At 35.2% G+C, this 22232-nt stretch carries 23 protein-coding genes and 1 pseudogene; 20 read left to right on the plus strand and 4 right to left on the minus strand.

Features of this window, described 5'->3' with window-relative positions; translation table 11 throughout:
• Window positions 1-151: 151 nt before the first annotated feature.
• Window positions 152-1642: a family 1 glycosylhydrolase gene (locus GYV61_RS03725; protein WP_174794843.1), complete on the minus strand. Its 1491-nt coding sequence runs from the start codon at window positions 1640-1642 to the stop codon at window positions 152-154.
• 1 nt (window position 1643) lies between these two features.
• Window positions 1644-3533 carry a glucose PTS transporter subunit IIA gene (locus GYV61_RS03730; protein ID WP_174794844.1) on the minus strand — a complete coding sequence of 630 codons (1890 nt, stop codon included), beginning with the start codon at window positions 3531-3533 and terminating at the stop codon, window positions 1644-1646.
• Window positions 3534-3707: 174 nt separating this feature from the next.
• Between GYV61_RS03730 and GYV61_RS03735 the strand changes: the two genes are divergently transcribed.
• Window positions 3708-4454, plus strand: coding sequence for a MurR/RpiR family transcriptional regulator (locus GYV61_RS03735; RefSeq protein WP_174794845.1), 747 nt, complete (start codon window positions 3708-3710; stop codon window positions 4452-4454).
• Between the two features lie 299 nt (window positions 4455-4753).
• A pseudogene (locus GYV61_RS03740) lies at window positions 4754-6148 on the plus strand (IS3 family transposase).
• Window positions 6149-6394: 246 nt separating this feature from the next.
• On the opposite strand, the gene GYV61_RS03745 reads toward GYV61_RS03740, so the two are convergent.
• A complete protein-coding gene (locus GYV61_RS03745) occupies window positions 6395-7156 on the minus strand; it encodes a DeoR/GlpR family DNA-binding transcription regulator (RefSeq protein ID WP_174794846.1) in 762 nt (253 codons plus the stop codon).
• A 201-nt stretch (window positions 7157-7357) separates the two neighbouring features.
• On the opposite strand from GYV61_RS03745, the gene ulaG reads away from it, so the two are divergent.
• The 7 genes from ulaG to GYV61_RS03780 all read left to right on the plus strand — a co-directional run bounded on the left by ulaG (window position 7358) and on the right by GYV61_RS03780 (window position 13078).
• Window positions 7358-8431 carry an L-ascorbate 6-phosphate lactonase gene (ulaG, locus tag GYV61_RS03750; RefSeq protein ID WP_174794847.1) on the plus strand — a complete coding sequence of 358 codons (1074 nt, stop codon included), beginning with the start codon at window positions 7358-7360 and terminating at the stop codon, window positions 8429-8431.
• A gap of 36 nt (window positions 8432-8467) precedes the next feature.
• Window positions 8468-8944, plus strand: a complete 477-nt coding sequence (locus GYV61_RS03755) for a PTS sugar transporter subunit IIA (RefSeq protein WP_174794848.1) — start codon at window positions 8468-8470, stop codon at window positions 8942-8944.
• A 5-nt stretch (window positions 8945-8949) separates the two neighbouring features.
• A complete protein-coding gene (locus tag GYV61_RS03760; RefSeq protein ID WP_174794849.1) occupies window positions 8950-10443 on the plus strand; it encodes a PTS ascorbate transporter subunit IIC in 1494 nt (497 codons plus the stop codon).
• Between the two features lie 21 nt (window positions 10444-10464).
• The gene (locus tag GYV61_RS03765; RefSeq protein WP_174794850.1) at window positions 10465-10767 is read left to right on the plus strand and encodes a PTS sugar transporter subunit IIB; all 303 of its coding nucleotides are present in this window, start codon (window positions 10465-10467) and stop codon (window positions 10765-10767) included.
• Between the two features lie 12 nt (window positions 10768-10779).
• Window positions 10780-11418, plus strand: a complete 639-nt coding sequence (locus tag GYV61_RS03770; protein ID WP_174794851.1) for a 3-dehydro-L-gulonate-6-phosphate decarboxylase — start codon at window positions 10780-10782, stop codon at window positions 11416-11418.
• 70 nt (window positions 11419-11488) lie between these two features.
• Window positions 11489-12370 (plus strand): L-ribulose-5-phosphate 3-epimerase, encoded by an 882-nt coding sequence (locus GYV61_RS03775; protein WP_174794852.1) that lies wholly within the window; start codon window positions 11489-11491, stop codon window positions 12368-12370.
• Window positions 12371-12382: 12 nt separating this feature from the next.
• Complete coding sequence (locus tag GYV61_RS03780; RefSeq protein ID WP_122025599.1) at window positions 12383-13078, plus strand: L-ribulose-5-phosphate 4-epimerase; 696 nt, start codon at window positions 12383-12385, stop codon at window positions 13076-13078.
• A 123-nt stretch (window positions 13079-13201) separates the two neighbouring features.
• Here the strand turns inward: GYV61_RS03780 and GYV61_RS03785 are convergent, their stop codons facing one another.
• The gene (locus tag GYV61_RS03785; RefSeq protein WP_174794853.1) at window positions 13202-13882 is read right to left on the minus strand and encodes a hypothetical protein; all 681 of its coding nucleotides are present in this window, start codon (window positions 13880-13882) and stop codon (window positions 13202-13204) included.
• A gap of 56 nt (window positions 13883-13938) precedes the next feature.
• On the opposite strand from GYV61_RS03785, the gene yaaA reads away from it, so the two are divergent.
• From yaaA to GYV61_RS03840, 11 genes are all read left to right on the plus strand, one after another.
• Window positions 13939-14706: a peroxide stress protein YaaA gene (gene yaaA, locus GYV61_RS03790; protein ID WP_110445533.1), complete on the plus strand. Its 768-nt coding sequence runs from the start codon at window positions 13939-13941 to the stop codon at window positions 14704-14706.
• A 50-nt stretch (window positions 14707-14756) separates the two neighbouring features.
• A complete protein-coding gene (locus tag GYV61_RS03795) occupies window positions 14757-15362 on the plus strand; it encodes a histidine phosphatase family protein (RefSeq protein WP_110445534.1) in 606 nt (201 codons plus the stop codon).
• A 125-nt stretch (window positions 15363-15487) separates the two neighbouring features.
• Complete coding sequence (locus GYV61_RS03800; RefSeq protein ID WP_238786744.1) at window positions 15488-16021, plus strand: TetR/AcrR family transcriptional regulator; 534 nt, start codon at window positions 15488-15490, stop codon at window positions 16019-16021.
• Window positions 16021-17082 (plus strand): ABC transporter permease, encoded by a 1062-nt coding sequence (locus tag GYV61_RS03805; protein ID WP_174794854.1) that lies wholly within the window; start codon window positions 16021-16023, stop codon window positions 17080-17082. Before GYV61_RS03800 ends, GYV61_RS03805 begins: the two co-directional genes overlap by 1 nt.
• Window position 17083: 1 nt before the next feature.
• Window positions 17084-17758: an ABC transporter ATP-binding protein gene (locus GYV61_RS03810; protein ID WP_174794855.1), complete on the plus strand. Its 675-nt coding sequence runs from the start codon at window positions 17084-17086 to the stop codon at window positions 17756-17758.
• 453 nt (window positions 17759-18211) lie between these two features.
• Window positions 18212-18433, plus strand: coding sequence for a hypothetical protein (locus GYV61_RS03815; protein WP_046324227.1), 222 nt, complete (start codon window positions 18212-18214; stop codon window positions 18431-18433).
• Window positions 18434-18538: 105 nt separating this feature from the next.
• The gene (locus GYV61_RS03820) at window positions 18539-19144 is read left to right on the plus strand and encodes a TetR/AcrR family transcriptional regulator (RefSeq protein WP_174794856.1); all 606 of its coding nucleotides are present in this window, start codon (window positions 18539-18541) and stop codon (window positions 19142-19144) included.
• 155 nt (window positions 19145-19299) lie between these two features.
• On the plus strand, window positions 19300-19839 hold the full coding sequence (locus GYV61_RS03825; protein ID WP_110445539.1) for an NADPH-dependent FMN reductase: 540 nt from the start codon (window positions 19300-19302) through the stop codon (window positions 19837-19839).
• Window positions 19840-19850: 11 nt separating this feature from the next.
• Window positions 19851-20399, plus strand: a complete 549-nt coding sequence (locus GYV61_RS03830) for an NADPH-dependent FMN reductase (protein WP_046324230.1) — start codon at window positions 19851-19853, stop codon at window positions 20397-20399.
• Window positions 20400-20482: 83 nt separating this feature from the next.
• On the plus strand, window positions 20483-21274 hold the full coding sequence (locus GYV61_RS03835) for a tyrosine-protein phosphatase (RefSeq protein WP_110445540.1): 792 nt from the start codon (window positions 20483-20485) through the stop codon (window positions 21272-21274).
• A 10-nt stretch (window positions 21275-21284) separates the two neighbouring features.
• Window positions 21285-22214, plus strand: a complete 930-nt coding sequence (locus tag GYV61_RS03840; protein WP_174794857.1) for an FAD:protein FMN transferase — start codon at window positions 21285-21287, stop codon at window positions 22212-22214.
• Window positions 22215-22232: the final 18 nt, after the last annotated feature.

Here is a 22232-nt window from a genome sequence, read left to right on the forward strand (position 1 = left end):
ACATCAGCAAAATTCATAAAAAAATCCTAATAACAGTTAATTAAAATTTTTCTATAATTGCTGTTAATAGGATTATTAATAAAATATCAAGTTACAAAAGTTGTAAATAATTGAGATAGTAGCTTTATGGATTTTAATTTTATATTGCTTTTTAAGCGAAGTTCAAATCGGTACCGTTACTTGCAATGATTTTTTTATAATAATTAAAACTGTCTTTTTTATATCTTTTATATGTGCCATTACCATAATCGTCAAGGTCTACATATATAAATCCATACCTTTTGGACATTTGTCTTGTTGATTCAGAGACTAAATCAATGCATCCCCACCAAGTGTAGCCCATCAATTCAACGCCGTCTATATTGATCGCTTTTGCCATTGCTTCAACATGCTCTTTTAAATATTGCATTCTATACTTATCGTGTATCTGACCATTATTCTCAAGCTTATCTTTAGCACCTAAACCATTTTCAATAACAAAAAGAGGTTTTCTATATCGATCATACAGTTCAATTAAGGAATATCGAAGACCCGACGGGTCGCTTTGCCAGCCCCATTCAGAAGAATTAAGATAGGGATTTTTAACTCCGTTAACAGTATTTCCTGGTGCTAATTCTAAACCGTTTTTATTTGCCGCTTCTAATGAAGACATGTAGTAGCTAAAAGATACGAAGTCAACTGTTCCCTCTTTTAAAATCATTTCATCTTCAGGCTTGGTTTCAATATTAAAGCCCTTATTAATAATTTCTTGTTTTAAAAATTCAGGATATTGTCCGAATACTTGGATATCCGAGTATCTATATATTTCACGCATTCTATGCTGAGCAGCTAGATTATCTTCAGGACGCTGTGAATATGGATAAAACAATAATTTAGTTAGCATACATCCAACATATGAATTTGGTATAATTTTATGACATAAATTAGTAGTTATTGCACTGGCTATCATTTGGTGATGCATAGCTTGATAAATAGCTTCTTCAAATGGAATATTCATTTTTTGAAAATCTTCCTTTAGAAGACCACCAGAAGTTAAAGGGTGACGTATCATTGCATCTACTTCGTTAAAAGTTAGCCAATACTTAACCAGTGATTTGTATCTGTTAAAACAGGTTGAAGCATATTTAACAAATAAGTCAATAACTTTTCGTGAATACCAGCCATGATATTTGTTTACTATTTGTAATGGGATTTCGTAATGGGATAAAGTTACAATCGGCTCAATATTGTATTTATGCAGTTCTTTAAATACATTTTCATAAAACTTTAGACCTTTTTCGTTAGGAAGATTTGAATCCACATCTGGATAAATTCTAGCCCATTGAATAGATAATCTAAGAGTTTTAAATCCCATTTCTGCAAAAAGTTTAATATCTGATTTGTAATGGTGATAGAAATCGATTCCATGACGTTTGGGAAATAAGTTATCATTTTTCGATTTTTGAGCCATTTCTAGTTCTTTTCGAGAAGTTTCAAAAAGTTTCGAAAAATTTGCTATTCCAAGTTTATCTGCTTTAAACTTCATACAATCTTGTACAGTAATTGACTTATTATCTTCATTCCAAGCGCCTTCAGTTTGATTTGCAGCAATAGCGCCACCCCATAAAAAATTTGATGGGAATTTTTTTAGATCTTTTTTCAATTTAAATAATCTCCTTTTCAATGCTTAGTATATCGTCTTCTGCAACCACGCTGTTTTTGGTTAATATTGGCAGTACATTTTTATAATTATTAGTGTTTGTAATAACAACTGGGCTAGCTATTGAATAACCTTTCTGCTTTATTTCTTTAAAATTCACTTCAGCAATTTTTTGACCTTGTTTCACTTGTTGTCCTTTTTTTACTAAGATTTTAAAATATTTTCCTTTTAAGTTAACAGTATTAATTCCCATATGTATTAATATTTCTATACCATCCAATGTTTTTAAACCAATGGCATGTTTAGTATCAGCAATTACTTCAATGGTTCCCGTAACAGGTGCATAGACATTATTGCTATCAGGTGTAATTAGAATACCTTTTCCTAATAAATTTTTCGAAAACACACCATCTTTAAGGGTTTTTAATTCACTTACTTGACCACTAAATGGACTTTTAATAGTTTGAATTAATCTTGTATCATTATTTTCTATATTTTTGTGAATATCTGTTTCTTGTTCAGTTTTTAAATTGATACCTAAAATTTGAACCATTATAAACGAAATAATAAATGCTATTGCCATACCAATACATGTGTAAATGAAACTTGGACCAACAAATACTGGCAAACTTAGTAAGCAAGAATTTACATAAGCATTCGCAGTTCCTTTAAAAAAAGCTACAAATGCTCCAGCAACACCACCACCTATCATAGTTGCATACAAAACATTGCGAAACTTAATAAGTAAACCGTAAATAGTGGGCTCTGTTATACCAATCACTGCAGAAATAAATGCTGACATTGAAACTTGCTTTAGCTTTTCATATTTAGAATTTCGGACATAAAACCATGTTCCCAAACCTGCTCCACACATTGCTAAAGTACCCATAGTATTTATTGGTAGTAGAACATCATAGCCATATTTAGCTAAATTTTGTATACAAATGGCACCAAGAGAAAGATGCATACCGGATAATACCACCAGTGAGCGTGTTGAACCCACAACCAGACCGGCTAAAATAGGAGAAAACTTAAACAGCCAGTTTACAATTGTTGCTAAGCCTATGCTAATATAATTTGCTAAAGGTGCAATTGCTATTAGCTCTAGTGGAGTCATTATTGCAACCACTATCATAGGTGTGAAAACAAATTGCAAAACTTTGGGAATGGCCTGATTGACTTTTGGATAAAGCCAGCTTAAAACTAAAACTACCAGAATAATTGGTATACTTGAGGCAGAATATCTTACAAAAGGAATATTTAAATTAAAAAAATCTATACCTTTTTTACCAATTTCTAGACCATGTGTCATAGTTGGATAAAGTAATATACCTGCTAATGCGAGTGAAACAGGAATATCAGTTTTAAATCTCTTTGCTGATGACCAAGCAACTAAAAAGGGTAAAAAGTAAAATACACAATCGGAAGCCATTATTAAAACCTGTAATGGTCCATTATTAGCAGGTACATGACCATACATTTGAATTAAAGTTACAATTCCTTTTAGCATGCCTGTCCCAGCTAAAGCTGGAACTATAGGTAAAAAGATAGCTGATAAAGTTGAAAATAAATTTTTCCAAGTTAATTTTTGTTTCCAATTTTTTTCTTTTTTTTGATTTGTGTCTTTAATACTCCTTTTTTTATTTCCGCAAGACTTTATTATTTCATCGTAGTATGAGATAACATCATTGCCAATGATAATTTGCAATTGGTCACCTGAAAATTGAACTCCAATAACTCCTGGTATTCTTTTAAGTTTTTCTACATTAACAATGTTTTTATCATTTAAGTAAAAGCGTAGTCGAGTGATGCAATGAAAAACCTCTTTAATATTATTTTTTCCGCCAACAAAAGTTATAATTTCTTTTGCTGCCAGTGAATTAGCTTTTGTCATAGTTTTTGCTCCTTTTCTAAAGAAAATGAAGATAAACGATCGAATATCATTAATGTAATAATTATCTTTTTTAATGATAATTATTACATTAACTATAATACCAAATTTTTGAATATTCAATATTTTTGTAAAAATTATCAAAAAGAATGATAATATGTAACTGGAGGATTAGTAATGTTCAATTTTATGAATGAGAAATATCATACGGATAATTTGTCTAAATCCGATAAAAAAATTTTGGCCTATATAAATAAATATCCGCAAAAAGTAGAACTTTTTACCATAAATCAGTTAGCTTTGGAAGTAAAAACTTCTGTAGCTTCTGTTCAACGGTTGTGCCAAAAATTAGGCTATTCAGGTTTTAGAGAATTTAAATTTGAGTTAAGTAAAAATTTGAAAGAACTTTATAAAAAGGATCAAAATTCGTCAAATTACTATTTGTCTAAAATATCAAATATTGTTTCAAATATCAGTATTGATGATAAAAATAGCAATATCCTAGTTAAAGAACTGACAAACGGTTACCCAAATATTTTATTAGGCAGTTATTACTCGGGCCTTCCTGCATATTATTTATATGATGGACTGATAGATCTCGGTTATTCAGCTAATTTTGCTACTAATACCACTGATGGGGAACATTTATTGAATACTGTGTTGGATGAAACTACAATAGTTTTGTTTTCAATACATGGTCTTCTTGAAAAATATAGAAATTATTGGAGAGTACTTTTAGATTATAAAAGGAACAGTACATTTTTAATTACAATGAATAAAGAAAGTAAGCTTCAAGATTATTTTTCTCATACTATTTTCTTACCAGGCATATCTTTAGCTAATCAGTTTCCGATTGATCCTCAGACTATCCCTATGTTGTATATTGAGATGTTACTTAATAAAATTTATAATCTAAAAAATTAATTTTTTACGAATTTTTTGGTTTAGTCGCAGCATAAATTTATCTATTATTTATGGTGACAAAAATCCTATAAAAAATCTCGTTCTGCTTTTAGCCAATACTTGTATAATAATTGTGGAGGCGAGACTATTAGTATAGGACCTTTGTCAGAATGGGTGACAGCATTTGCTGAAATTACAGCTATTTGCGTTGCATTATTTTTGCCTGTTTATGACAAAAAACAGGAAAAACGTAAAAAGACACGTAATATGAAGGCTATGAAGTGACCCCCAAATTTAGGACAAATTTGGGGGTCATTTTTATGTCTAAATTATCTAAACAAGATAAAGTTGAAATCTATCATCTTTGGCACGATTATCAAATCGCCCCTGCTGAGCTAAGTCAGCGTTATCGGGTTGGCAAGACTAATATTAATTACTTGTTAGCTTTAATTGGCCGTCACGGTCTAGCTATTTTAGATCAGCCTTTCACTGCTTATACAAGTAATTTTAAGGAGCAGGCCCTTAGGCGAATCATAGTTGAACATGAGCCTGCCCGTCGAGTATCTATTGACTTGGGCTTAAAAAGTAGTGGCATGTTGTCCAATTGGCTGCGCGAATATCGTAAAAATGGGTATAATATCGTTAACAAGCAGAGAGGACGACCGCCCTATGACCAAAAGAGAACAGCTGATCAAACAGGAAAATCATCGGCTCAAGCAAGAGAACGACCGCTTACGCCAGCAGAACTTGAAGCTGAAAATCGAGAACGAATTCGTAAAAAAATTGAGCGTCTTAGTCGACCAGCGGACCAAGAACCGCAAGCCGCGGAAATAGCCTAGGCAGTTACCCAACTAAGGCGCGAGCTTAAAGTCAGCGTAACTTTTATTCTTGATACCATTAATGCCAATCCCAATCTGCCGCACTTATCCCGTAGTAATTACTACTACACTTTAAAGAAGAAGGATAAAGAGCGAGATAATCGAGAAATAATGGCAGAAATCAAAACTATCTATGAAGAACACAAGCACCGCTATGGCTATCGCCGCATTACTGCAGAGCTTAGGCGTCGTGATTTATTAGTCAATCATAAAAAAGTGCAACGCTTAATGAACAAGCTGAAATTGTTTGGCATAGTCAGTAAACGCTGGCACAAATACAGCAGCTATCGCGGCACTCAGGGTCCGATTAAGCCTGACCTGATTAAACGCAGCTTTAGTGCGGTTTATCCCAATCACAAATGGTATTCAGATATAACTGAGTTTAAGCTCAAGGGGCAAAAGACCTATTTATCACCGATCATTGATGGCTGCACCCAAGAGATTGTTTCCTATACTATTTCCCGCAGCCCTAATCTTAAGCAGACCATGGACATGTTAAGAAAGGCCTGGGACAAGCATCCGGCACTAAATGGTTTGATCTTTCACACAGACCAAGGCTGGCAGTACCAACACCCGCAATTTCAAGCGTGGCTCAAAAATCATGGCATTAGCCAGTCAATGTCACGCAAGGGCAATTCGCTTGATGATGGGTTAATGGCAGGCTTCTTCGGGATACTCAAGCGAGAAATGTTTTATGGCTTTGAAAAGCAGTTTAAGAATCTCACTGAACTGGAAGACGCAATCAGAGACTACATTGAGTATTACAATCAGAATAGAATCAAAATCAAACTAAAAGGACTAACTCCGCTTGAATATCGGCAGTTAGTCCTCAGTTAGCAGCTAATATAAAGTGTCCTAATTTTAGGGTTCACATCAGGTCAGTGTCTTTTTCATATATGTATTTTTCTTGATCTTAATATTCATAGATACTTGCAGATTTAAATTGAGAGAAAACTAATCATTGAGTACCGGTAACTTTGGTCCAGCTGAATATCTGAAACTAGGCTTCAACTAGTAGCTAATAAGGTGCAGTAATTTTAGGGCTCAAATCAAAAATAGCAAACTTTTAGCCTATATTTTTACTTATAACTGTATCTGGACAACTTGAACTCCAGCTTTCATGAAGCTTTCAACTGTGTCTCTAGGGGTGAATGAGTCGGTAATTAAAATGTTAATATCACCAGCTTGGCCAATTGTAAAATTAGAAAATTGGTTAAATTTACTGTAATCAGCAACGACAATTAGTTTACGAGATTGTCTAATAATTGCCTTGTTCACTTTGGCTTCTTCCATAAATGGAGTTGAGATGCCACGTTCAATGCTTAAGCCTGCACACCCAATTATTGCCCAATCAGCGAAAATTTTTAAAAAAGGTTCAACAGCGAGATCACCGCTCATAATCATTTTGCGAGTTACATTGCCACCGCTTAAAATGATTTGACTGTTACTGGCACGCATGTCTAAATTTCCAGCATAGCCATTATTGGTCAAAATATTGACATCTTTTTTTAACAAATAAGGAATTGCCTCAAAAGCAGTTGTGCTTGAATTAATAAAAACCCAATTATGTTTTTCGACATGAGCAGCTGCTTCTTCGCCCAATCTTTGTTTGATATAACTAACTGAATCAGTAAAAGGAACTTCCTCAGGTTTAACTAGGGAAATAACGCCTTTTTCTTGTAATATCTTACCTTGGTTGGCCAGATTACTACAATCTCTGCGGATTGTCATAATTGACACATTCAGCTTTTTACTCAACTCATCTAAGCTGATTTTTTTTTCGTGGTTAAGTAAATTAATAATTTTTTGACGTCTGTTTTTGATTTCTTGATATGAATTCTTCATTTTTAATTCACCGTATAATATTAAGTTCGATTTATTATTATAAAAAATAACATAAAAAGCGATATTTATCACTAAATTTATTTATTTTTTGAAAAATTATCATTTAAAACAAATTTTATCATTAAATATGGTTGAAAGCGATAACACTGTACAATATAATTTACATTGACATCAAAAGTAAAAGAGTTCTAGGAGGAAAAAATGACAAAACCAAAAAACATTAATGAAGTCACACCAGCAGTTTTCGCGGAAAATAATTTCCCAGAATGGGGCACGTTCTTGAATGAACAGATTGCGGCGAAACAGGTACCTGAAAAGTCATTTACAATTTGGTGGCTTGGTTGTATGGGTACCTGGCTTAAAACCCATGAAGGAACAAATATTGCCATTGATATGTGGAACGGTACAGGAAAACATACCCATGGTGATGGCAAGATGCGCCAAGGTCACCAAATGATGAGAATGACAGGTGGAGAAGCCTTACAACCTAATTTACGTAACAAGCCGTACGTAATTGACCCATTTGCCATCAGAGATCTAGATGCATTATGTGTTACACATACTCATCATGATCACCTGGATATTTACACAGCCGCTTGTGTTAATAAGTTTTGCCCTAATGCTAAATTCATCGGTCCACAAGGTGTAGCTGATGAATGGGAAGAATGGGGCATACCTGCAGAAAAGATTACTGTTGTTAAACCTGGCGATGAAATTAAAGTTGATTCAGTAACAATTAAGGCCTTGGAAGCCTTCGATCGTACAGAACTTGTTACTGAAGATGACCCTAACGTTAAATTAGCTGGTACTAAACCAATAGAAATGGCTAAAGTAGCCGTTAATTATTTGGTTAAAACATCAGGCGGTAATCTTTACCATTCAGGCGATTCACATTATTCTAACACTTTTGTGAAACATGGTAACGAAAATGAAGTAGATGTAGCACTTTGTGCATATGGTGAAAATCCGCGCGGAATAACAGATAAACTTGATGATTCCCAAGTTCTGCGTATGGCTGAAGCTTTGAATACTAAAGTAATTATCCCAATGCATTATGACATCTGGACTAATTTTTATAGTGACCCCAAAGATATCTTAGCTCTGTGGAACAGAAAGAAGAATCGTCTGCAATATCAATTTAAACCATATATTTGGCAAGTTGGCGGTGAATTTGATTACCCACAAGATAAAGATAAATTTGAATATATGTATGATCGTGGATTCCACGATGCGTTTAAGAATGACCCTGATTTACCATTCCCAGAATTATTATAATTTGATTTTTAATTGAAAGTTTGGCGGGAGGAAATCATGCTCAGTTATTTTTTAGAAAATCACTTGATTAATATCAGTCACAAACACCCAAAGGATTGGCAGGAAGCAATTAGGATATCCGGTGAAATAATGAAAGAGAATAATCTTGTTACGGACAAGTATATTGATCAGGTAATTGCGGACATTAAGCAATATGGACCGTATATTGTAATTGTTCCCGGAGTGGCAATGCCACATTCACAAGCTGACAGTTCGGGGGTTTTAGGGACTGGAATTGGTCTGACGATATTTCCAGAAGCAGTTTCCTTCGACCGGAATGATCCAGAAAAAGATGCACAATTATTTTTTATGCTGGCGGCTAAAGACAATCCAACTCATATGAAGAATATTGCCAATTTGTCTAACTTACTGATGGAAGATGGCATGATTGAAGACCTCCGTAAAGTAAAAAGTTTACGAGATTATCAAGAAGTCATGCAAAAACATGATATGAGTAAAGAAAAAAGCAGGTAAGAAAAATGCAAAATATTTTAAATGCTTTGTTAGCTGTTTGGAGTTACTTTGCCACTAATGTTTTAAATCAACCAGCTTTTATGATTGGTTTTATCGTTCTTATTGGTTATATTTTGGAACGGAAAAAGTGGTATGAAGTTTTATCAGGATTTTTAAAAGCCACAGTTGGTTATTTTATATTAGCTGCCGGTTCCGGTGGTTTGGTTAATACCTTTAGGCCGATTTTAGTAGGATTAAAGGACCGTTTTCATTTGAGTGCGATGATTATTGATCCTTATTTTGGACAAAATGCTGTTAATGCGGGAATAATGCAACGCTTTGGCCGTTCGTTTGCAGATACAATGCTTTTGTTATTATTCGCATATATTATCAATATCTTGTTAGTAAGATTCTCTAAATACACTAAATTACGTGCAGTTTTTACAACGGGTAATGTTCAAGTACAACAAGCGGCAACCGCTTTTTGGCTGATATTATTCTGTTTTCCTAAATTAAATCGTTTCTCAATTTTAGCAATCATGAGTTTGATTTTGGGATTGTATTGGGCAGTTGGTTCTAACCTGACTGTAGGAATTACCCAGGAACTGACAGATGGTGCCGGCTTTGCCGTTGCCCACCAGCAAATGTTTGGTATTTACTTTTTTGCTAAACTTTCTGAAATGATTGAGAAGCATTCAGTTAAAAAGAGTAAGGGTAAAAATAAGCGACTGGAAGATATTAAACTGCCAAGTTTTATGTCAATCTTTAACGATAACATGGTATCGACTTCAATTTTAATGCTGTTTTTCATTGGTGCAATTTTGGTTGTGCTCGGTTCCGACTATTTAACTAAGGCTCATTTTATGCAAAAAGGGCAAAGTTTTATCTTTTACATTTTGCAAACCTCTCTGCAATTTTCAGTTTACTTAGCAATTTTACAACTAGGTGTTAGAACTTTCGTCAATGAATTAACTGAATCATTTACAGGAATTTCAGATCGCTGGCTTCCAGGCGCGGTCCCTGGTATTGATGTTGCCGCCACACTGGGTTTTGGCTCACAGAATGCTCAGACAATTGGGTTCATGTTTGGTGCACTTGGTCAATTCACGATGATTATTTTATTGCTGGTTTTCCATTCACCAACACTGGTTATAGCCGGGTTTATTCCGTTATTCTTTGACAATGCCGCAATAGGGCTTTATTCAAATGACCGTGGAGGCTATAAGTGTGCGATGATCATGCCTTTCATCTCAGGTTTAATTCAGGTTGCTGGTTCAGCCTTAATCGCTACCTGGGTAGGTATGGCAAGATACGGTGGCTATTTAGGAATGTTTGATTGGGCTACTGTTTGGCCATTCTTTACTGTAGTTATGAAATACCTTGGCTATATCGGTGTAGCACTTATCATTATTTTGCTTTTGGCAATTCCTCAATTACAATACCGTGCTGATCCGGAAGGATACTTTATGATCACTGAAGATTACCCAGCATGGAAGAAATTAAATAATAAAGAAGAATAATTAAAGAAAGGAAGATTCAATATGAAAATTTTGACTGCCTGTGCTAATGGTTCAGGAACGAGCTTAATGTTACTGCGGACCGTTAAAAAGACGCTAGAGAAAATGGGCTATCAAATAACGCAAGCTGATCATACTTCCATTTCGGAAGCTAAAGGTATTGCTCGCAACTATGACGTAGTATTTACCTCAATTCCGTTTATTAATATGTTTGACGAAGTAAAAAAACGAGGTGGCGAAGTGATTGGTATAAAAAATGTTATTTCAGCTAAAGAGGTTGAAGACAAAGTAAATGCCTCTGATATTCCCACAAAGTTTAAGAAGTAATAGGAGATAAAAATGGATTTACCAAAATTACAGGTTGCTTTAGATAGTGACAACACAGCTCAGGCAATAGAAGTTTTACGTAAAGTAGAAGATGTAATTGATGTTGTTGAAGCAGGAACTATTCTTATTTACCGTGATGGATTAAGTGCGGTCAGAAACTTGCGTGCAATGGCACCAGATAAAATTTTATTGGCCGATGCTAAATGCGCTGACGCTGGAACTAAATGTGGTCAATCATGTAAGGATGCAGGCGCGGACTGGATGACATGCATTAACGCTGCGACTGTTCCCACTATGAGCAATGCCCAAAAGGAAATTGAAGTTCAAGTTGAACTCTATGAAGGTTGGGACAATAAAGATAGAATGCAGGAATGGCTCGATCATGGTATTCACCAGGTAGTTTATCATCAAAGTAGAGATGCTAAATTTGCAGGTCAAAAATGGTCAGAGCAGGATGTTGAAAACGTCAAAGATTTGATTGCTATGGGCTTTAAAGTTTCAGTAACTGGTGGCGTTCATCCCGAAATCCTGAAACTATTTAAAGGAGTTCCAGTTTATACGTTCATTGCTGGTCGTGCAATTAGAGAAGCTGACGATCCTCATGCTGTTGCTAAACAATTTAAGGATGAGATCAACAAAATCTGGGGTTAATTATATGTTAAAAAGGGATAAATGAGCGATTGTTCATTTTTCCTTTTTTTATTAATTATGAGGAGAAAAAATGACAGTTAATGCTTTAGGAATTTATGAAAAAGCTTTGCCTCAAAACTTGTCGTGGCGTGAAACTTTTGAATTAACACATGATTTGGGTTTTAATTTTTTAGAATTTTCAGTTGATGAGAGTGACAAGAGACTGGCAAGACTAGACTGGACACGTGAACAAAGAAATGAAATTCGTAATTTGATGTGGGAGACAAACACACGCATTAATAATTTAATGCTGTCTGGTCATAGACGTTTTCCTTTGGGATCAGCTGACCCAGCGATTAGAGAAAAATCTTTATCAATGATGCAGAAGGCGATAGATCTTTGTGTAGATTTGGGTATACATAACATTCAAATGGCTGGTTACGATGTTTATTATGAAAAAAAGTCTGCAATGTCTCGGGAATATTATGTTGAGAATTTGATCAAGTGTGTTCATATGGCAGCTAGCAAAAATATTATGTTGTCAATTGAAACAATGGATGATCCCTTTATAAATAGCTTACCTAAAATTGCACATTATCACGACTTAGCCAAGAGCCCTTGGCTCCAAGCTTATCCCGATTTGGGAAACTTGAGTGCCTGGCCGGAAAATGATGTGCCGGTACAACTTGAAAAATACATTGATACTATCTGTGCAATTCACCTAAAGGACAGTAAAATGGTTACTTCAGCTTTTAAAGGGCAATTTAAGAATGTGCCTTTTGGTGAGGGATGTGTTGACTTTAAAGGCCTGCTTCGAACGCTAGTGAGATTAGACTATAATGGCAGTTTTACCATTGAAATGTGGTCTGGAGATAATGGTGATAAAAACGCGCTTGACGAAGTGAAAAGTGCGAAGGCATTTTTTGACGATATTTTTAAGTGTGTGGGAATAACTCAAGAGAAGGTTAATTAAAGGAGAAAAAGAATGCTGGAAAAATTGAAAAAGGAAGTTTACCAAGCAAATATGTCATTACCTAAGTTGAATCTAGTCACTTTCACTTGGGGAAATGTTTCAGGAATAGACAGAAAAAAAGGACTATTTGTTATTAAGCCTTCTGGTGTTCCTTATGAAGAATTACAGCCAGAAGACATGGTAGTTATTAATTTAAAAGGAGAGGTTGTTGAAGGTGATAAGAATCCATCTTCTGATACTCCAACTCATACATATCTGTATAATCATTTTCCTAAAATTGGCGGAATTGTTCATACCCATTCACCATGGGCAGTTTCTTTTGCGGCAGCCAAAATGGATATTCCCGCTTTGAATACTACTCATGCAGATACTTTTTATACTGATGTACCGGCTGCAGATGCTTTGACGAAAGAAGAAATAGAAGAAGATTATGAAGGTAATACTGGTAAAACGATTGTCCGTACCTTTAAGGAGCGTAATTTAGATTATGAAGCAACTCCCGCTGCACTAGTTAGTCAGCACGGTCCTTTTACATGGGGAGAAACACCTGCAAAAGCCGTTTATAATGCTAAAGTATTGGAAGTAGTGGCTGAAGAAGATTTCCATACTTTGGAACTAACTCATCAAAGTTCTGAACTGCCACAGTACTTACTTGACAAACATTATTATCGTAAACATGGTCCTAATGCTTATTATGGTCAAAGATAAATATTAAAAACTAATTCATTTAAAAAACTGATAAATCTTATAAAATATGCTACTTGAAGAAAAATTCAGCTAGCATTTTAAAATAAAGATTTATCAGTTTTTAAGTTGGGTTTTTACCGCTTGCTAATATTTTGTTTCTTTAATATCATCTTCTGGCCGATGCCCTTGAATCCTGATCACTTGCCAGGTAAAATCACTTTTAGGTGCATTTTTTAAGTTGATAGTCAATTGGTTATCAGCAAAAGTGAAATCAAGTTCAGTTCTTTGGGCGATCATTTCAATGCGGTTGGGTTCAATGGTCAAGCCGTGAATTTTTATTATTTCAGGCAAGGGAGCCTTGATGAAGATATACTTCTGAAAGTGCATGTGTCTATTTTGCAACACAAAGCCATTATCTTCATTAACATTGCTGATAGTAAGATGACACGGCTCGCCTTCATTAAAGGCATGACCAAAAAGATGCATCCAGTTATTGATTTGCGTAAGCAGTGCTTTAGTTTCTGCCAATAAATTGCCGTCATCTGTGATGGGAATATCAATTATTGCTTGTTGTCCTGCTTTGCGCTGCGAAACTAGTTGCTCTACCACATTCGCGGCAGATAATTCATAGTTAGCTTGAATGGGTTCAGTAGTGACTAAAGCAATAGTATACTTTTTGCAGGCTTTTGCAAAGTCAGTTTTAAATGCATCAGCAGCAACGGCGCGAGCACCAATATTGCGTGCAGTTTTTACTAAAAAATCAGCATCTACACCTTTAGCATTTTTTAGTTTAAAATTTAATACGATGGCAAAATCAGGATTCATTAATTTTTCTCCTCTAGTAAGTATCAGTAATAAGTTTAACCCAAAAGGTGGTAAAGATGAAAATTATTATTTCACCAGCGATGAAGATGATAGTCGACCGCGAATCTTTTCCTGCTAAGTCTCAGCCGCAGTTTTTAGCCCAAGCTCAAGCATTAGCTGCTTTTTTAAAAAAGTGTAGTTTTAACGAATTGCAAAAAATTTGGCAGTCAAGTGAACGCACGACCAAGGAAGGTCAAAAACAAATTAAGGAACTTAATTTAAACCAAAAGGATAATCTAACTCCAGCCGTTATTTCGTATTCTGGTATTCAATATCAATACATGGCTGCTGACCTGTTTACTGCTCCTGCTCTATCTTATTTACAAGATAATGTACGGATATTATCGGGACTGTATGGTGTTTTACGGCCTTTTGACGGTGTATGGCCCTACCGCTTAGAAATGAAAAATAAAGTTTGGGGGTTTAGTCAGCCCAACTTGTACCAATTTTGGGGTTCAACAATCGCTGATAATCTTTTTAATGAAGATCAAGTGTTAATTAATTTAGCTTCAAAAGAATATTCGCGCAATATTACGCCCTTTGTAGCAAATAACAGACAAATGATTAGCATTGATTTTCAAGAAAAGAAAAATGGTCAGTGGCAGACAGTTGGTGTACATGCCAAAATGGCGCGTGGAGAAATGGTGCGTTATATTGCAGAAAAGCAATTGAGTAAGCCGCAGCAATTGCAGGACTTTCATGATTTTGGCTTTAATTTTGTACCAAATATTAGCACCGACAATACTTACATATTTCGGACAGAGTATGATTTTAGGCGGCGCTGAAGAATTTAGAGTAAAAGAATATATTTACGACATAGAAATGTGAGGTTATTATGGAAATTGTTTTTGTTCGTCATGGTCAAACTGATTTAAATAAAACTGGCCGAATTCAAGGTTCAGTCTATGATCATGATTTGGATGAGGTTGGCCGTGCAAGTGCTGAAAGAGCCGCTGCCAATTTTGATCCTTCTGGTTTTGACGTGGTCTTTTCAAGTCCCTTAAAGAGGTCTTTGACCACCGCTAAAATTTTCACCAAGGGACAAAAAGAAATTAAAATTGATCAGAGGTTAACAGAAATTAATTTTGGCGAGTGGGATGGTGAATTTCTTTCCGAATTAGGACAAAAATATCCTGACGCAATTGATCCTTGGGGTAAGGCCGCTGCTGCTTACATCAAATATGCACCTAGTGGTGAATCATTTGAGTCATTAGATGAAAGATGCGGCAGCTTTTTAGCTGATATGAAAAAGAACTATTTAACTAAAAAAGTTTTGGTATTTTGTCATGGCACTCTTATCAGAATGATGTTTGCTCATTATTTTACGCAAGGTGATATGAACTTCTTTGAAACTATGGACAATTGTGCGTTAGCAAAAGTTTCTTATCGCAGTGGCATTCCGCGGGTAAACTACTATAATCGTATTTTGACACTAGAATAAAAAGCAATAGACCTCAATAAGAGGTCTTTTTTGCTGGCGGCAATTAAATGAGCATTATAATTGACGATTAATCGTCAGTGAATTATTCTTTTTAAGTGACACAGTGTCACCGAGAAGAAGAGGAGATGAATCAGAATATGGTTAAGGCGACTTTTATTAACTTGCCACAGGATAAAAAGCAAAAAATTGAAAGTGCATTACTGAAAGAATTCAGTCAATATCCTTTGGCAAAAGCACAGGTAGCGCGAATAGTTAAGGCGACTGGGATTGCGCGTGGCGCTTTTTATAAGTATTTTACGGATTTAAATGATGCTTATCACTATATATATGATTTAGCTCTAAAAACTGTTCATTCACCAGTGAAAATATTGCCGCAATTTCAAGCACAGCAGTATTACGATAATGTAACTCATTTCCTGGAAGAAACAAAAGAAAGTACATATGCAGGATTAATTAAAATGCATATTTTGTATAACGAGAATACATTTGATCATCATTTTCCGGCAAAAATACTGTCCGCATTAGATCCGCAAAATTGGAGTGCTATGGTACTTAGTCATGCAGCTATTAGGATGGTTCTTGAGAATCCAGAACAAAAAGCAGCTATTATGAAGCCCTTGAAGGCAAGTTTGGAATTGTTAAACAGAGGGAAAAATTAATGTTTTTAGCAATTAAAGAAATAAAAAGAGAAAAACTTCGTTACGGCTTAATTATTTTAATGATCTTTTTGATTAGCTATCTAATATTTATTTTGTCAGCACTGGCAACAGGTTTGGCCAGTGAAAATACCCAGGCACTAGAATCTTGGAATGCACAGAAAGTAGTTTTAAACAAAAATGCTAATGTCAGTATGAGTCAATCGATTTTAACAAAAAGTGACTTAAAAAAGGACGCATTAACTAAAGATGAAGCCCTAGTTGGACAAATTCCGGTAGTAGTCAAAAACTCAAAGCGACCACAAATTTCAGCGCAGTTCATCGGAATTAAAAAGGAACAGTTTATTTATCATGATCAGGAACTGATTGCAGGTAGAAAAGCAAAAAAGAATTATGAAGTAACTGTCGATCAGGCTTTTAAAGCTAAGGGTTACCAGTTAGGCGATAAATTAGCGCTAAACGGATCTACTAAAAAGTACCGCATTGTTGGTTTTGTTAAAAATGCCAAAATCAATATTGCCCCAATTATTTATGGCACGCTGCAGTCTTGGAAAAAATTACGCCAAGGAATGCCAACTTTGCGGGCTGCGGCAATAGTTTCTCGTAATCCAGATTATAACTATAATTATCAAAATTGTAAGACCTACCCCATTAACCAGTTTATTAAAAAACTCCCGGGGTACACTGCCCAAAATATGACTTTTGAATTAATGATTGGTTTTTTATATGTTATTTCATTAATTATAATTGCAGTTTTTCTCTATATTTTAACAATGCAGAAACTGCATAACTATGCGGTTATGCGTGCACAGGGGATTCCCAGCAGTACGTTGGTTAAAGCGACTATTAGTCAGGCACTGATATTAGTGCTTGCAGGTTTAATTATCGGATTAATAGCCACGATGATAACAATTAAGGTTTTACCGCCTGCTGTTCCGATTAGTTTTACACCCCAAATTATTTTGACTGGAACAATCGGCTTATTGGTAACTGCAATTATCGGCAGTTTAATTCCAGTCAGATCAATATTAAAAGTAGATCCGGCACAGGCGATAGGTGAATAACATGGCAATTATTGAATTAAAAAATGTTCAAAAAATTTATGGTACAGGGGCGGCACAAGTCGTCGCACTAAAAAATATTAATTTTAAGGCAAACCTAGGTGAAGTTGTATTAATTATGGGCCCGTCAGGGGCTGGTAAAAGCACCTTTTTAACAATTGCCGGCTCTTTGCAAAAACCGACTGCGGGCAAAGTTATTGTTGGCGGTCAGGACATTGCGCATATTTCTACTAGAGAAAGTGACCGTTTACGACTAACACAGCTTGGCTTTGTATTGCAGGCTTATAATTTAGTACCGTTTCTAAAAATTAAAGAGCAATTTGAATTAGTTAATAAAATAAAAAAAGAGGGCAATATCAGTGCTGCCGAATTGCAAGAATTACTCAAGCAGCTGGGAATTAATTCTTTAATTAATAAGTATCCTAATGAACTTTCAGGTGGGCAACAGCAACGCGCAGCTATTGCCCGTGCTCTTTATGCTAACCCGCAAATTTTGCTGGCCGATGAGCCTACCGCTTCTCTTGACAGTGAGAATGTGGCTGAAGTAGGTCAATTGTTTAAAAAATTAGCTAAAGATTATCACAAAGCCGTCTTGCTGGTCACACATGATCCGCGACTAGAACAATACGCAGATCACATTTATGAAATGATGGATGGAAAAATCAGGCAAAAGAGTTAATTGTTAATTTTTAAGAATAAAATAACTATTAGCAATGTTTTTTAAAAAAATGTCAAAGTAACTAAATTGTTTTATCAATAGTAATTTTTTGTTTGTAATTTTTTTAACTAGTTCTAATTATTGTTATTAATTGAAACCGCTTATTAAAAGTTAGAAAAATCCTTTATTCTTTTGTGTTAGGAAAAAGTACTTTGTCCTTGACAAAGTACTTTTAAATTTACTATTCTTAATAATAGTAAAAAAGATGTTATTTTTAAGCAAAATAACAGAAGTAATTAAAAATAAAATTATTAATTTTTAAGCTGTTTGAAGAATTGATTGAGAGATGGATTCTACGTTAAACTGACTAAAATATTTTATTTCATGTTTTTATTTGGCAGGATTTTTGTCTATAGCTTAATAGTGTAATACTAAATTTTTGCTAAATAAAGCTTTTTATCTAGAGGTACAATGATGAACGATATTCCCGAAGACAAATCTATTGAATTAACAACTGACTACCAGAACCATAGCATTAATATGGCTTTTTCGGATAATCTAACAGATGATTCTGAACGTGGCTATATACTATCAGCTGCTTTCTTTTCATTTTGTGCAGCTCAAGGCTTAAGTAAAGAAGAATTAAGTGATATGGTTTCAACTTACTATGATGAGTTTTTGAATAATGAGGATTAACTGCTCATTACATTTGTGTGCTTAAATATATTTCACCTGTGGCAATACCAGTTCTAGAAGCTGGTCTAAAAAATACGTTTAAAGTTAATCAAGGAAAAAATCAAAATGGCTAGAAAAAAAGAAATAGGAAAAAGTAAGATCTTAAATATTGCTTATAAAATGGTTGTTAAGGATGGAGTTGAAAGCTTAACGGCCCGCAGCATTGCTAAGGCTGGCCATTTTTCTACTCAGCCTTTGTATCTTGAATTTGATAGTATGGACGATTTACGCCAAGAGGTTTTGCGTAAAATTGCAGACAACTTAAAGAATAAAATTTTACAGAAAAGCTATATTGCTGAACCATTGATTGACATGGATTTATCGTATATTGATTTTGCCCAAGAACAAGAGAACCTCTTTAAAGCAATGTTTGTTGAAGGTAAGTGTGGCAATGAAATAATCGCTGATACTTTAATAGATTTTGGAACTGAGAAATTTAAAGAGCAATATCCGGATAGTAAGTATTCTGCAGAAAAAATCAGAAGTATTATTATTGCTAACTGGATAACTACTTGTGGAATTGCTTCATTAATAGTTAATAAAATTGCGACTTTTTCCCAAACACAAATTATCAACGTTTTAAAGGCACAAATTAATGATGCAATTTTAAACGATTGGCTTAGCAAGAAAAGTAATGTTTCTCTGTTTAAGACAGAAGAAAAATACAGTTAAAGCCCCGAAATAGTTTTTACTACTTACATAGTGTAAGCAAGATAAGCTATACGAAAGTATTAAATTATTAAAGCTATCTGAAATCAGGAACATGTTAAAAAGATACGGATATGCTATAATTAACAGTGAAATTAGTTTCCTGAAAGGTGGTTTTTATGAAAATCCTTGCATTATCTGGCTCAAATGCCAAAAATTCATTTAATGAGGCATTGCTTAAATTTATTTCTAAGCGTTTTGCCGACAGGTATGATTTTAAGCTGACAACAGTTAAAGGGTTGCCAATGTTTAAAGAAGGTGAAGATGCCCCAGAAGCAGTCCAAGCCTTGAGTAAAGAAATTGAAGATGCCGACTTGGTATTAATTGGTTCTCCTGAACAACAACACTCTGTTACCAGTGCTTTAAGTAGCGCGCTTGAGTGGTTATCTTGTGTAACTCACCCATTTAAGGGTAAGCCAGTTGCTATTGTTTCAACTTCACCAATGCCACAAGGTGCTTCTCGTTCACAAAGTCGTTTGAAGAGTCTGTTTTTAGCACCTGGTTTTGGCGCTAAGGTCTTCAATGGTGATGAATTCATGATGGGTGTTGCACCAACTCAATTTGATGATAATGGTGACTTGAAAAATGAAGAAACCGTTAAATTCTTAGATCACTTTTTCGATGAAGTTGATAGTTGGTACGCACAAGTAACTAAATAGGAGGGCTGAGAATGAAAATATTAGCAATTGTTGGTACAAATGCACCTTTTTCATATAATCGCTTTTTAGCACAATTTATTGCCAAGCATTATAGTGATAAAGCAGATATTGAAGTTAAAGAAGTCGACAAATTGACACCTTTCTGCAGAACAGAAATGGCTGATGATACTATCAAGGCTTGGATCGAAGACGTTAAGAGTGCTGATGGTATTGTAATTACTACTCCAGAATATGATCATACAATTCCTGCTGCTTTAAAGAGCAGTCTTGAATGGTTAGGCTCACACGCTGGCCCTAACGTTATGAAAATGAAGCCCGTTGCTATTGCTGGTGCATCATATGGTTCACAAGGTACTGGCCGTGCCCAAGAAGATATGCGTGAAATTTTGCTTTCACCTGATATGAGTGCAAATGTTTTACCAGGCAATGAAGTTTTAATTGGTCAAGCTCCAGATAAATTCAACAAAGAAACTGGTGAATTGACTGATGAGGCAACCATCAAGCAATTAGATGGCATGATGGACAACTTCTTTAAGTTTGTTGAGCAAGCACATAAATAAACTTTTGCTAGATTAACTGGCAGAGAGTAAAATAACCGGATAGGGGGTATCCTATCCGGTTATTTTTTTGAAAGGAAGTTGGCATGACTGAACCTGTCATTTTACCTGTAAAATCTGTTCGTAATCCGCGTGATTTGGGTGGCTATATTGGCTTAAACGGACATCAGATTAAGTTTCATCGCTTACTACGCACTGGTAACATAAGTAAAATAACGCCAGAAGATGAACAGTTTTTACTTAATTATGGTCTGACTAAAATTATTGATTTACGCTCTCCGGCAGAATGCAAAGCTAATTCTGATAAAAGTATTCAGGGCGTTGCTCATTATGAATTCCCCTTATCGGCTGATGATAATACCGGTGGTAAGGGTTTGGATATGAGCAGGGAATTTGAGCAATACCGCAAGGATCAATATGCCGGCTTTTATATGATGTGTCAAAGATATCATGATCATATCAGTAATCAATTTTCTCAGAATAATATTCATCAAATTGTTAGTTTAATTGCTGCTACAACTGATGGCGCAGTTTTATATCATTGTTCAGAAGGTAAGGATAGAACGGGATTAGTCACAGTAATACTGCTTTACATTTTAGGCGTGGATTTAGAAACAATTCGCCAGGATTACCTTTATTCCAATATAATGCTCAACGATTACCGTAAAGTTCGCGATGCCCGATTTAAAAAAGCCGGTGAAAATGATAAGTTTCGGGCTAACATGCGTATTTTGGGTTCAGTTGCCAATGCATATTTTGATACCAGCCTGATTACCATCAATGAGGATTTTGGTGGAATTGATTCCTATATTGCTAACCAGTTAGGAATTGACCAGCAAATGCAAGAGAAGATAAGAAAGAATTATTTGGAAAATTAGGGATAAAATAATGATTAAAAATTTGGCTATAGAACAAGAAGTAGGACAGCATCATGCCTTGGGTACAGCAATCACTTTACAGGTTTTTGGTGCTCGTGATAAAAGCGTGATTAATGATTCCTTTACTTTGATTGACCATTATGAAGACTTATTGACAGTTAATCGTGATGAATCGGAAGTAATGGATGTTAATCATGCTGCAGGTAAGCACCCCGTTCAAGTTTCAAGCGGTACCTATGATTTAGTTAAATTGGCGGTAGAAAAAAGTCGGGAAAATTTTGGCTTCAATGCTTTGATAGGCCCGGTTGTTAAGTTATGGGCAATTGGTTTTAAAAACGCTCACGTTCCTACTGCTGAGCAAATTAAGGAAAGAATGGCACTGATTGATCCGTTTAAAGTTGACCTAAACGATGCTGATCAAACCATTTTTTTGCAAAAAGAGGGCATGGAATTAGACTTAGGCGGTATTGCTAAAGGCTGGATTGCCGATCGTATCAAAGATTACTGGCGAGCTTACGGAGTTCACGCCGGAATTATTAATCTTGGTGGTAACATTTTACTTGTTGGCGACTCACCTAAAAGGACTAGTGGTCAGTGGTCAGTAGGAGTACAGGATCCCAAAGAGCCTCGTGGCAATAATATTGCTTCGGTGATGGTACCGGAATGTTCTGCAGTTACCAGCGGAACTTACGAACGTTATCTAGAAGTTGACGGTCATAAGTATCACCATTTAATTGATCCGCGAACTGGTTATCCGGTTGAAACTGATTTGGCTGGCGTGACTACTTTTACCAAGTATTCAGTTGAAGCTGAAATCGAATGTAAGAGATTGTTTTTTGCAGGTAAGCCGGTTGCTGGTTGGCATGATGATCCTGACCGCATTGGAGCAGTTTTTGTTTATAACGATGAACACGTTGAGTATGATAACTTTCAAAAGTAATAAAAAAGTGCCTCTAAG

It is taken from the genome of Lactobacillus melliventris (assembly GCF_013346935.1).
Taxonomy (GTDB): Bacteria; Bacillota; Bacilli; order Lactobacillales; family Lactobacillaceae; genus Lactobacillus.

Excerpts from the sequence above, each read along its gene's own strand:
- GYV61_RS03780 (WP_122025599.1), top strand. The coding sequence starts at position 12,383 with ATGCTGGAAAAATTGAAAAAGGAAGTTTACCAAGCAAATATGTCATTA.
- GYV61_RS03745 (WP_174794846.1), bottom strand. The coding sequence starts at position 7,156 with ATGAAGAATTCATATCAAGAAATCAAAAACAGACGTCAAAAAATTATT.
- GYV61_RS03785 (WP_174794853.1), bottom strand. The coding sequence starts at position 13,882 with ATGAATCCTGATTTTGCCATCGTATTAAATTTTAAACTAAAAAATGCT.
- GYV61_RS03765 (WP_174794850.1), top strand. The coding sequence starts at position 10,465 with ATGAAAATTTTGACTGCCTGTGCTAATGGTTCAGGAACGAGCTTAATG.
- GYV61_RS03735 (WP_174794845.1), top strand. The coding sequence starts at position 3,708 with ATGTTCAATTTTATGAATGAGAAATATCATACGGATAATTTGTCTAAA.
- GYV61_RS03835 (WP_110445540.1), top strand. The coding sequence starts at position 20,483 with ATGACTGAACCTGTCATTTTACCTGTAAAATCTGTTCGTAATCCGCGT.
- GYV61_RS03775 (WP_174794852.1), top strand. The coding sequence starts at position 11,489 with ATGACAGTTAATGCTTTAGGAATTTATGAAAAAGCTTTGCCTCAAAAC.
- GYV61_RS03760 (WP_174794849.1), top strand. The coding sequence starts at position 8,950 with ATGCAAAATATTTTAAATGCTTTGTTAGCTGTTTGGAGTTACTTTGCC.
- GYV61_RS03815 (WP_046324227.1), top strand. The coding sequence starts at position 18,212 with ATGAACGATATTCCCGAAGACAAATCTATTGAATTAACAACTGACTAC.
- yaaA (WP_110445533.1), top strand. The coding sequence starts at position 13,939 with ATGAAAATTATTATTTCACCAGCGATGAAGATGATAGTCGACCGCGAA.
- ulaG (WP_174794847.1), top strand. The coding sequence starts at position 7,358 with ATGACAAAACCAAAAAACATTAATGAAGTCACACCAGCAGTTTTCGCG.
- GYV61_RS03830 (WP_046324230.1), top strand. The coding sequence starts at position 19,851 with ATGAAAATATTAGCAATTGTTGGTACAAATGCACCTTTTTCATATAAT.
- GYV61_RS03755 (WP_174794848.1), top strand. The coding sequence starts at position 8,468 with ATGCTCAGTTATTTTTTAGAAAATCACTTGATTAATATCAGTCACAAA.
- GYV61_RS03770 (WP_174794851.1), top strand. The coding sequence starts at position 10,780 with ATGGATTTACCAAAATTACAGGTTGCTTTAGATAGTGACAACACAGCT.
- GYV61_RS03805 (WP_174794854.1), top strand. The coding sequence starts at position 16,021 with ATGTTTTTAGCAATTAAAGAAATAAAAAGAGAAAAACTTCGTTACGGC.
- GYV61_RS03800 (WP_238786744.1), top strand. The coding sequence starts at position 15,488 with ATGAATCAGAATATGGTTAAGGCGACTTTTATTAACTTGCCACAGGAT.
- GYV61_RS03840 (WP_174794857.1), top strand. The coding sequence starts at position 21,285 with ATGATTAAAAATTTGGCTATAGAACAAGAAGTAGGACAGCATCATGCC.
- GYV61_RS03795 (WP_110445534.1), top strand. The coding sequence starts at position 14,757 with ATGGAAATTGTTTTTGTTCGTCATGGTCAAACTGATTTAAATAAAACT.
- GYV61_RS03730 (WP_174794844.1), bottom strand. The coding sequence starts at position 3,533 with ATGACAAAAGCTAATTCACTGGCAGCAAAAGAAATTATAACTTTTGTT.
- GYV61_RS03820 (WP_174794856.1), top strand. The coding sequence starts at position 18,539 with ATGGCTAGAAAAAAAGAAATAGGAAAAAGTAAGATCTTAAATATTGCT.
- GYV61_RS03825 (WP_110445539.1), top strand. The coding sequence starts at position 19,300 with ATGAAAATCCTTGCATTATCTGGCTCAAATGCCAAAAATTCATTTAAT.
- GYV61_RS03810 (WP_174794855.1), top strand. The coding sequence starts at position 17,084 with ATGGCAATTATTGAATTAAAAAATGTTCAAAAAATTTATGGTACAGGG.